At 70.5% G+C, this 10,185-nt stretch carries 5 protein-coding genes and 1 pseudogene; all 6 read right to left on the reverse strand.

The window, feature by feature from the left end:
- Nucleotides 1-71 precede the first annotated feature (71 nt).
- Complete coding sequence (locus tag B4M60_RS06055; RefSeq protein ID WP_291081261.1) at nucleotides 72-557, reverse strand: DUF4411 family protein; 486 nt, start codon at nucleotides 555-557, stop codon at nucleotides 72-74.
- Entirely contained in the window at nucleotides 557-1,714 is a 1,158-nt protein-coding gene (locus B4M60_RS06060; protein WP_291081253.1) for an ImmA/IrrE family metallo-endopeptidase, read from the reverse strand. The genes B4M60_RS06055 and B4M60_RS06060 overlap by 1 nt, the downstream gene beginning before the upstream one ends.
- 99 nt (nucleotides 1,715-1,813) lie before the next feature.
- On the reverse strand, nucleotides 1,814-3,931 hold the full coding sequence (locus B4M60_RS06065; protein ID WP_291081255.1) for a DEAD/DEAH box helicase: 2,118 nt from the start codon (nucleotides 3,929-3,931) through the stop codon (nucleotides 1,814-1,816).
- Nucleotides 3,932-5,239 carry a BREX system ATP-binding protein BrxD gene (gene brxD / locus B4M60_RS06070; protein WP_291081257.1) on the reverse strand — a complete coding sequence of 436 codons (1,308 nt, stop codon included), beginning with the start codon at nucleotides 5,237-5,239 and terminating at the stop codon, nucleotides 3,932-3,934.
- Nucleotides 5,240-8,185, reverse strand: a complete 2,946-nt coding sequence (gene pglZ, locus B4M60_RS06075) for a BREX-2 system phosphatase PglZ (RefSeq protein ID WP_291081259.1) — start codon at nucleotides 8,183-8,185, stop codon at nucleotides 5,240-5,242.
- Nucleotides 8,182-10,185, reverse strand: a pseudogene (locus B4M60_RS06080) (hypothetical protein); the annotation flags it as partial. The gene pglZ and the pseudogene B4M60_RS06080, both read right to left, overlap by 4 nt.

Below are 10,185 nucleotides of genomic sequence, written 5' to 3' on the forward strand. Positions count from 1 at the left end.
AGATGTGTATAAGAGACAGGGAGTACATGGAGATCGTCGAGCTGGCGTAACGCTGGCCTGGTTGAACGCCGTCATCCCAGCCGGAGAGTGGCCCCGCTGTGCCGCAGCATTTGGAAGGTGTCGGTGGTCTCTACACCCATGGCGAGGCAGGCGTCGGGAATCAGGATCCTCGCGCGCGCATTGGGCTGGGAACGCTCGAGCGTGACAACCGTGTGATTGTGTTCGCGCGCATACGAAATCAGCAGGTAGTCTGCGTTATTCCCGGTGAAAACTGCACGCGCGGCGGGCGTGAAATGCCCCGAATTGGCCCACTGGGTGAGATCCCCAAAATGACGTGTTGTGCCTTGGTCAATTGGCCGGAAAAACTCAGCGTGCCCGCGTGCCCAGTCTGCTAATTCGTCGTTCCCGTTGAGAAGCTCCATTCGCACGGGCTCGATGCTGCACACAATCGACCGCCCGTTAGCCATATCGAGCCAGTCCCAAAAACCCGGCGCGATATCAAACCCGTAATACCTGTTCTTGGCTTCGATGAGTACGTTCGCGTCAACCAGGAACATCACACTACGCCCAGGCGCTCGGCCAGCTTGTCGAATGTCTCTCGTTTCCTCGTTCCGAGCAGCTGGTATGCCTCGCGGAACGTCGTTGTCCCTTCCATAGCGCTGTCGATCACGGCCCGTGCGAAACGCCGACTCAGTCGCAGAGGCTGCGTTCGGTAGTAGTCTCCACCACCAGGCTCATCGCGCTTCCCGTCAATGAATTGGAGGACGCGTCGCCGTTCACCTTCGAACAGTTCGCGGTAGTCGAACCAGGACAGGAACTCGGCATCATAAAGACGCTTGAGCACGACGAGTGTACTCACGCGGAAGTCTCTCGCTATCCGCTCGAGTTCCTCGACTGTGGGCTCTCCTCGATAGATGCCTCGAAGATCAGCAAGGGGCACTAGAAACTCGGCAGCAACACCGTTGCACCAAAGCTCCTCTTCGACACCGGTTCGCGAAGCCATGTTCGCGTCGGACAGCGCGCTGCCCCCCAGCCAGATGTGGGCAAACTCGTGGACGATCGTAAATATCTGCGCGGCTTTGGTGTCAGCGCCATTGACGAAGATCAGCGGCGCAGTCTGGTCGGATAGTGCGAACCCACGAAATTCTTCCGGGTCGAGTTTGCGGTGCGTGTCAGCCCCCACAACTCCGTTGATCATGACAAGGACGCCGGCGCCCTCAATACGATCGACCAAGCTCCGCAGTGCGACCGTCCAACTCGTCAGGGCACGCCGATCTGCCTGATTGAAACTGAGAAGATCACGCATTTCTTCAGCTACGCGGACGGGCGGGGTGTCGACATTTGCAGAACCGACGAACTCCGGCCCGATGAGTCCATGCTCTTGAGCGAACCCGCGGTACCACTCCTGGCGTCGCTGACAGATATAGATCGTGTCCAAGAGATCGGCGGATGGTTGCGGGACCGCTGTATTACCCACTGTTCGCATATCGGGAATCGGTATCTCTTCATCCGGCGGTGTCGGAAGAAAGAGCATGCCGAAAGGCGCATGCGTGGCGCTAGCGAAATCCTCCAACTGCTTCAACGTTGGCTGCGCTGTGCCGGTGATCCACGCATTCATTGTCGGCACGCGCCGCTCGATCGTCGCGTCGTCCCACCCCGCGCGCTCAACCGCCCACTGCAGCAAATCTGGAGATACGTCGACTCGGACGACCATCCCGCCCACCCCCGCTCGACCGTACGGACATTGACCTCATCACCCGTGCGTACCCTACGTTCCGAGTCTGACACGATCTCACGTACGCTGGCCCGCTTGCTATTCCTCCGCCACCATCCGCCGCGCGATCACCTCGACAGCCCACTCCACCGGCAACGCCTCGGAGAACTTGAGCTTGTCGACCAGCGCAGGCGGCACCACCGGCAGCGGCCGCTCGCTCTCGGGTAGGGACTCCCAGAACTCGAGCCGCTCGGCCGCCGGTCCGGTGGGCATGCCCTCGTGCAGGGTGACCGCATCCGGTTGGACCATGCCACCCTGGGGCGCCAGCTCCTCGCCCAGCGCCGGTCCGAGCGCCGCCTGGTAGCGGCGGTTCGCGGCGCTGCCCTCGTAGGTCCACCACTTGCGCACGTTGTCCGTTGTCGTCCACACCGGGCCGTGCGGGCTCACGGTATGGTGCAGCCGATCCTCCTCGTCGGCGAGGGCTGCCCGGGCCCGGGCGGTGAGCCGGATCTGCTCGGGCAGCTCACCCAGCAGCACCGCGCGCATGCCCTGCGCGACCGGCCGGCCGATGTCTGCGCCACCGAACCCGTACCGGGCCCGGCCCCCGCCGGTGGCGGGCTCCACCTGGACCCGGTGCCGGGGCCAGTTGATGTCGGTGACCTGCCAGGACCGCCCCGCCAGCAGCAGCCGCAGAGGCCCGTCGGTGCCGGTCAACGCCCGCCACTCCACGGTCCCCACCTCCTGCCGGCCGGCCAGCACGGTGAATTCCCGCGGCATCGCAAACGTGGTGAGCAGGTCCATGAAGTGGCGGCGGCCGAACACCCTCTCGGCGTCGGGCCCGAGGAACATCGCGCCGCCGTCGACGGTGAGGTACCCGCGCTCCACCAGAAAGTCCACGATCAGCTCGGCGGGACGCTCCAGGGTGTCGACGTGCATGAGCGGAGTCGCCGCCCAACGGTCCTGCCAGCCATAGCGCGGCAGCGCGCCCTCCTGCAGCATCGCCGCCATGATCTGCTGCGCTACCAGGTGCAGCGGCACGGGCGGCGGCACCACGGGCTCGACGTACCCGGAGCCCCAGGCGTGCAGCAGCCCCAGCGTCCGGAGCAGGTGCCGCGGTTCGGTGGCGATGAACAGGCAGTTGCGGAGGGTGTCCGCGCGACGTCCGGTCCGGCCGAGCCGCTGGAGGAAGCTCGACACGGTGGTCGGGGCACCGATCTGGATCATCCGGTCCAGGTCCCCGATGTCGATGCCCAGCTCGAGGGTCGAGGTGGCCACGATCACGCAGTCGCGCGCCTCGGCAAAGGCCAGCTCGGACCGCCTGCGCTCCTCGGCGGAGAGAGACGAGTGCGAGAGGTGCACGTCCACGTCGAAGCCCCGCAGCATGGACGCGAGTTCCTCGGCCTGCCTGCGGCTGTCCACAAACACGAGCCGCTTCTGCCCCCGGTACAGCTTGGACAGCAACACTGCCGCGGAGTCGAGGGTATCGACGGCGTCCACGACGATGTCCGCGTCACCGGCGACAGGCCGGACCGCCTCGCCCACGGCGACGCCCGGCGCGATCACTCGCCCGGCCCTCCCGTCGGCACCGCCCTGCAACCACTGCAGCAGTTCGTCGGGGTTGCCGACGGTCGCGCTCATCCCGATCCGCTGCAGCGGCCGCCCGACCAGGTGCTCGAGACGCGAGAGCACAGCGGACAGGTGCCAGCCGCGGTCGTCGCCGGCAAAGGCGTGGACCTCGTCGATCACCACGGTCCGCAGCCCCGCGAACAGCGTGCGATGGTCGGTCTTGGTGGAGGCGAGCATCGCCTCGATCGACTCGGGGGTGGTGAGCAGGATGTCCGGCGGGTCGGCGCGGATGGCCCGGCGCGCGCTCTCGCCCACGTCGCCGTGCCACACCTCCACGCGCCGGCCCATCCACGCGGTGTAGTCGACCAGCCGCAGAGAAAGGTTGTTGAGCAGCGCCTTGAGCGGGGTCACGTACAGCACGGTCAGCCCGGCCCAGTCCTCGGCGGCCATGCGGGTGAGGACGGGAAAGACGGCGGCCTCGGTCTTGCCCCCGGCGGTCGGCGCGAGCAGCAGCGCGTCCTCGCCGTCGACCAGCGGCCGGACGGACTGCTCCTGGAGGGGCCTCAGGCCGGGCCACCCGAGGGAGTTGACCACGTGGTGCTGCAGCAGCGGGTGCAGCGCGGGGAAGCCCCCCGGGGCGGCGCCGTCCATCTAGAGCTCGATGGCGTCGGGGTCGTCGAGAAGGAGCGACGACGACGACGAGCCCACCGCCGCGGAGCGTTCGCTGTCGCTGAGGTCGGCCGCCTTGAGCGTCGGGGTGAAGTGCTGCCGCGGGAGGAAGTCCGGGAACATCTCGACCCGATCCAGGCAGTCGACCAGCATCCGCAGGTACTGGCGGGGCGCGATCCCCACCTGGCCGCCGAGCTTGCCGGCCACCGACTCGGCCAGCACCCGCAGGTAGGCGTCGTCGACGAGGGTGGTGACCCGCTGCGCGGCCGCCGGGTCGAGGCCGGTGGCGTAGAGGTCGCGCACCCGCGATCCCACCTCGACGAGTCGGTCGAAGTCGAAGGCCTGGAGCCGGATCTGCGGCTGCCGGGGGTTGTCGAAGCGGGGGTCGGCGTCGAATTTCACCCCGATCCGCTGGTCCAGCGGGGGCAGGCGTTTGATGCCCTGCTGACCCTCGAAGAAGGCGCTGGTGCCGGTGATGAGCAGGTACAACCCGGGGTAGCGGCCCGAGTCGAGCTCGTCGATCCACTGGCGTAGGGCGTTGAGGGCCTTCTCGCGGACGTCGCCGCGCATTCGCTGGAGGGTCTCGACCTCGTCCAGGACCAGCAGCAGGCCGCGGTGGCCGGAGCCGGCGAGCACCTGGAGTAGTCCCTGGAAGAAGCCCATGGCCAGGAAGTGGTCGAGTTCGCCCTTGACCCCGGCGGCGCGTTTGGCCGACGCGGCCACGTTGCGTTGGCCGCCCAGCCAGGCCGCCAGGCCGTCGGCGGTTTCGGTCTCGCCGTCCAGCAGGGCCGCCCGGTAGCCGCGCAGCGCGAGCGGGAAGACGGGCGCGGCCTCGGCGACGGTGCGCAGCCGCTCCTCCAGCAGTTCGGCGCCGTCGGCTCCGGAGGCGGCGGCGTCGTCCTCCACCCCGAGGAGCCAGTCGTCCAGGACGGCCCGGAAGGCCTGCCGGGACACCGCGGACGTGCGCAGTTCCTCGCAGGCGCGCCGGTACACGGTCTCGAGCCGGTGCAGTGGCGTCTCGAGCTCGGAGATCTGGACCTCGGACACCGCGAAGCCACGGTCGAGGGCCTGCTGCTGGAGCCAGCGGGCAAAGAAGGTCTTGCCGGAGCCGTACTCGCCGCGGACGGCCTTGAACACGGCGGCGCCGCCGGCGACCTTGTCCAGCTCCTCGCCGAGGACCGGTGCCAGCCGGTCGAGGCCCACCGCGAGCTGGTCCAGCCCGTCGGCGGGGACGGTGCCGCGGCGGAGGGCGTCGATGATCGCGGTGCGGCGGGCGGGGGAGACGGTCATCTAGAGTCCGAACTGCTCGAAGAGGATCTGGGGGGCCAGCACCACGTCGTTGTCCTCGCGCTCGAGGACCGGCATCCCGTCGACGTTGACCACCTTCTGGATCCTGGTGATGGTGCCGCTGACCCGCAGCGGGTTGAGCCCGAGAGTGCTCGCCAGCACCGCGATGGGTATGCGCCCGTTGTTCGCCGCGATCGCGCGCAGCGCGTCGGCCAGCTCGCCGGGCTCGAGCCCCACCCGCTGCGCCGCGACCCGCTCCTTGAAGTAATCGTTGCGGGCCAGCGCAGTGAAGCTGTCGGCGGGCTTCTTCGCGCGTGCTGGCGCGGGTGACGGCGAGGCAGGGGGCTCGCCGCCGTCGAGCGAGTCGAAGAGCGAGACCTGGCCTGCGTCCTGCGGCGCCTTGCGCCGCGCGGAGGGCGTCGCCGCGGGGCCTCGCCCGGTGTGTCCGGCGGCGTGTCCCGCGGAGGGCTCAGCTGCCGCCGAGGCCGCCTCCACTACACCCGTCGAGATCGGCCACCACGCGGGCCAGGGCGCCTGGACGGGCGGCCCGGCGGGGAAGGGCGAGTCCTCGTCGAGCCCCTCGAGGCTCTGGACCAGCACGGCGACGGGGGCGCACACCTCGGCGGGCGCGGCGCCGCCGTGGTAGCCGGCCTTTTTGCCGGTGTAGCGCAGGACCTCGTCGACGGCGAGAATCGCGCTGTGCCGGGCCGCCCCGGCGGCGTCGGGCGCGAGCACCCGGTTCCCGGAGACGACCCGCTCTCCGTCCTGGGCGCCGGCGGCAGCGGCGGCGCCAGCGCCGGTGCCGGTGGCGGGCCGCCAGCGCGCGCTCACGGCGCCGTCGGCGGTGGCCTTGCCGATCCGACTGCGTTCCACCACGTGCCCGTGGTCGGACAGCAGCACCACGTCGCGCCCCACGGCGCGGGCGTAGTCGAGCAGCTTGTCCAGGTGGGTGATGCGCGAGGTGGTCCAGGTGGTGGCGATGGGGTCGGAGCGGTCGAGCGCGTCGTCGACGGTGTTGAGCACCGCGCCCACCACGGGGACGTGCTTGGTGTCGTAGATGGCGTTGCGGACGGTGTCCGCGATGCTCGCGTCGAGGTCGGCCTTGTGGAACAGCGGACCGTCGGTGACCGACGGGTGGGCGGGGAAGAGGGCGGCGAACCCGGTCTTCTCCTGCTGCTGCCCGCCCAGGGTCAGCTCGCCGCACAGCAGCGAGGTCCGCGAGGCGGTGGTCACCGAGGGCAGCGCGGAGGCCGCCACGTCGAGCTCGCGGGCGGCCAGGTCGAGCCGTTGCCAGACGGTGGAGTGGCGGGCGGCCACGTCCTCCAGGAGTCCGTGCGCGGCGGCCACGGACAGTCCGTCGATCACCAGCACGAGCAGCGCTCGCTCGCCGCGTCGGCCGGAGTCGACCGGCCCGGCCTTGCGCAGTGGCGCCACCACCCGGGCCAGGACGTCCTCGACGAGCAGGGCGCCGCCGGCGGTGGCCCGGTCGGCCAGCCTGGCGCCGACGAGGGCGGCAAAGGTCCGGTCCATGCCGCGCCGGGCGGCCAGGGTGCGGTCCAGGACGCGCCGACCGAGGGCGTCGGGGTCCGCGGCGGACTGGCCGATCGCCGGCTTGGGGTCGGCGGTGAAGCCGCGCCAGGCGGAGTTGACGGCCCGATCCACCCAGCTCAGGTCGTCGACGTAGGCGCGCATCGCCTCGACGTGGCTCGCGGTCCGCAGTCGCACATCCGCGGCGGCGGCCTCGGTCCGGTTCCACCGGAGCAGCCGGACCAGCGCGGCGGCGGTCTCCAGGTCGTCGGTACGGGAGCGCTCGGACTCGACGTGCGCCCGCAGTGCCTCGAGCCCCCGCAGCAGGGCGGTCTCCTCGCCGCCGTCGAGCGCGGTGGCCAGGCCGCGGGCGTAGACGTCCAGGCGGCGCTGGAACGCGCCGGGCAGGACGGTGGATCCGGCGAACAGCGACGCCCCGCCGTTCTTCTCGAACTCGGTGATCATCTGCTGGGCCTCGCCGAGCACGGCGGTCAGCGGCTGCCCGGCGTCGAGTGCGGTGCGCACGGCCCTGGCGGCGGCGGTGCCCCATTCGCGCAGCGACTCGTCGCTGAGGGTGGTGCCCACGAGCTGGCTGAACAGGGCCCGCGGCCCGGTGAGTTGGGTGGGGGTGTCCTGCCAGTCGGGCGTGCGGAGCGTCTCGGCGGTCAGGCCGGCGGGCAGCAACGCCCCCGGCCCGTTCGTGGTCCACAGGCTGCGGATGCCGGGGCCGGTCAGCGTGAAGGTGCGGCACAGCCACGCGATGAGCCCCGCGCGGACGTCCGGCGTGAGGTGGGCGGTCAGCTCCCCCCACGCGGCGTGGGCCCCGGGGGTGGCGCTCCAGGCCAGGAGGTCCGCGAGCCGGTAGTCCGGGTCCAGGCCCAGCACGAGCGTGGCCACGGCCCCGTAGAGGTGCTCGGCGGTGAGCACCGGGGTGGGGGTGGGGGCCAGCGCGTCACGGTGGGCCGCGAGCGCGGTGGTGAGCCCGCGGACGTCGTCGCGTCGGCGGGGGATGCGGCCGTCGGTGCGGTCCGCGGAGAACATCCCGAGCAGGGTTCCCGTGGGGTCGAGTTCGAGCGAGCGGCCCACGGGCCGGAAGTGCTCCTTGACGCCCTGCGGGATCTGGTCGTCGTGCAGGTCGGTGAGCAGGACGCGCCACGGCACCTCGGGATCGTTGCGGTGCCGCAGCACGTCGCGGATCTCCAGCACCGTCCGGCAGCAGTGGACGGGCACGGTGAGCTCGTCGACCCGCAGCGCGGTGCCGTCCCATTCGGGCCGGGCGTGCACCACCAGGAGCCCCCGGCGGTGCCGCTTGTCGCGGTAGAGGCCGGTGAGGAGCGGGATCAGGTCGGCGGGGGTGGCCGTGCCGAGCGACGACGACGACACGGTGGCGCCACCCGCAACTCCCGCGCTGGCAGGGGTCACGTCTCGGGCTCCTCGGCGGTGATCTCGATGCGGTAGCGCACGCCCGACCCGTAGGTCCGCTCGAGGTCGGCAAGGACCGTGAGAACCGCCGACTCGACGTCGCTACGAGTGGCGGAGAAGTACCGCTTGGTCCCCTCGCCCTTGATCTCGACCGTTCTCGTCGACGGAGGCAAGGGCGGCAGGGGCGGCGGCGGTGGCGGTGGCGGCGGTGGAGGCGGGGGCAAGATGATCGCCGCGTTGATCCAGTCCTGGGCGCGTGCCTCGAACCGCGCCACGGCGGTTCCCAGATGCTGAACGAACTCGTGGGTATCGACGCCGCTGTCGAGGTCCATGACGATCTGCGTGGCCTCGCCTCCGAGAGGTCCCTCCTTGGCCCGGCCGCCGAGCAGCGTCTCGAGGTTCGGGCCGACGTTGCGGGCTACCGCGACGACCTGGTCGGCGCTCGTGATGGACAGGCTCGCCTCGTTGGTGGTCGCGCCGAGGTAGGTGCCCGCCCCCTCGCCGGCGGCGGCGAGGGCAGCCACGACCTCGCCGTGGTGCTGCTTCTTGCGCACCAGCGTCTGCAGCAGTTGCGTCTGCCGGCGGGCCAGCTGAAGGCGGCGACCCTCCTCGGTCCGGCCCAGCCGGTGCTCGAGCTTGGCCAGCTGCTCCACCAGGTTTTCGCTGCCCGTCTTGAACTCGTCTGCCTTCGCTACCGCCTCACCCACCAGGTGGGTGAGGTTGGTGGGGGAGAGGTGGCCCCGCTCGGGGATGCCGAAGAGGTGCTGGGCGGCCTGGACGGCGCGGTCCCATTCCCCCTGCTCCGGCAGCACGGGCTCACGCAGCTGGTGGGACTGCTGGATGTCCTTGAACGCCGGGGCGGCCACGGGGGTACCGAAGGTGAACCAGCTGCGGTCGCGCGACTCCGCCCAGGCCGCCGCGAGCAGCGTGGTGCAGTCGCGGTTGAGCCCGGCCTGCGGCATGAGCTTCTCCACGGCGGCCACGACCTGCGCCACCGTGAGCACGCCCTGGTCCGGGGCGGTCTTCTCGGACTCCGCGAGCGCGCGGTCGATCTGCCCGGCCAGGGTGTCAAAGGTGGTGCTGGGAAACACGAGGTGGGATTCGTGGACGTCGGCCACCCGCAGGCCCCCCAGCACCAGCTGGACGGACTTGCGCTCGGCGGCGGCAAAGGAGGCGCGGCCGTCCTCCCGGGCGTCGGACCGACGCAGAACCTCCAGCGAGACTGCAAAGTCCTTCTGCGTGAGCGCGCTGGTGGTGTCGAACCGCGGGTGGTCGGGGAAGCGCTGGTCAAAGGCCTGGTCGTAGAGCCGCCGGGCGGCCTCCCGCAGTGAGGCGCCGACGGGCCGCTGCACCACCACGGACGAGCTCAGCGAGCGGACGGGCGGCTGCCCCTCGGGGAACACCGCCCCCTCGGCGATCCCGTACATCTTGCGCAGGATGGCGCTCAGCTGCCCGGCGAGCTGGTTCCGTTGGGTGACCATGACCTGGCGGACGCGCTCACGGTCGCCGTCGGCCAGGTAGCTGGTGTAGCTCAGCCACTTCTCGGACTGCAGCACCCAGTCCATGGTCACGAGCTTGCCCAGGTCGTCCATCTGCTTACGGTCGAGGAACGCCGGCAGCCAGGCCAGGGTGAAGTGGTCGTGTCCCTCGGTGCGCAGTCGGTCCAGGCGGGCGTGGTCCTCGGAGACGCCGTGGCCCTCCTCGTCGAACGGCAGGTCCACGATCACCCGCAGCGCCCCGGGTTCGACGGGGGCCAGGAGGGTGTCCGGCACGGAGCCGGGGTCCCGGACGTTACCAAAGACGATCTCGACGGTCCGGTTCGTGCCGCGCCAGGTGATCCGGGTCGAGCGCGCGCCATCGGCCTGCGGGTCGATCGCGGCGATGCCGAACTCCTCCTGCAGCATCGACCGCAGGCGTTCGCGGCGCCGGGAGAAGGTGTCCTCGCCGCGGGCGCGTTCGAGGATCTCGTCGAAGGGCAGTTCCTCGAGCGTGATCGAGAT

The organism is Dietzia sp. UBA5065 (assembly GCA_002415925.1).
Taxonomy (GTDB): Bacteria; Actinomycetota; Actinomycetes; order Mycobacteriales; family Mycobacteriaceae; genus Dietzia.

Bases quoted from the DNA above. Each gene is read 5' to 3' on its own strand.
- B4M60_RS06055 (WP_291081261.1), bottom strand. From the start codon at position 557: ATGTTCCTGGTTGACGCGAACGTACTCATCGAAGCCAAGAACAGGTAT.
- B4M60_RS06060 (WP_291081253.1), bottom strand. From the start codon at position 1,714: ATGGTCGTCCGAGTCGACGTATCTCCAGATTTGCTGCAGTGGGCGGTT.
- B4M60_RS06065 (WP_291081255.1), bottom strand. From the start codon at position 3,931: ATGGACGGCGCCGCCCCGGGGGGCTTCCCCGCGCTGCACCCGCTGCTG.
- brxD (WP_291081257.1), bottom strand. From the start codon at position 5,239: ATGACCGTCTCCCCCGCCCGCCGCACCGCGATCATCGACGCCCTCCGC.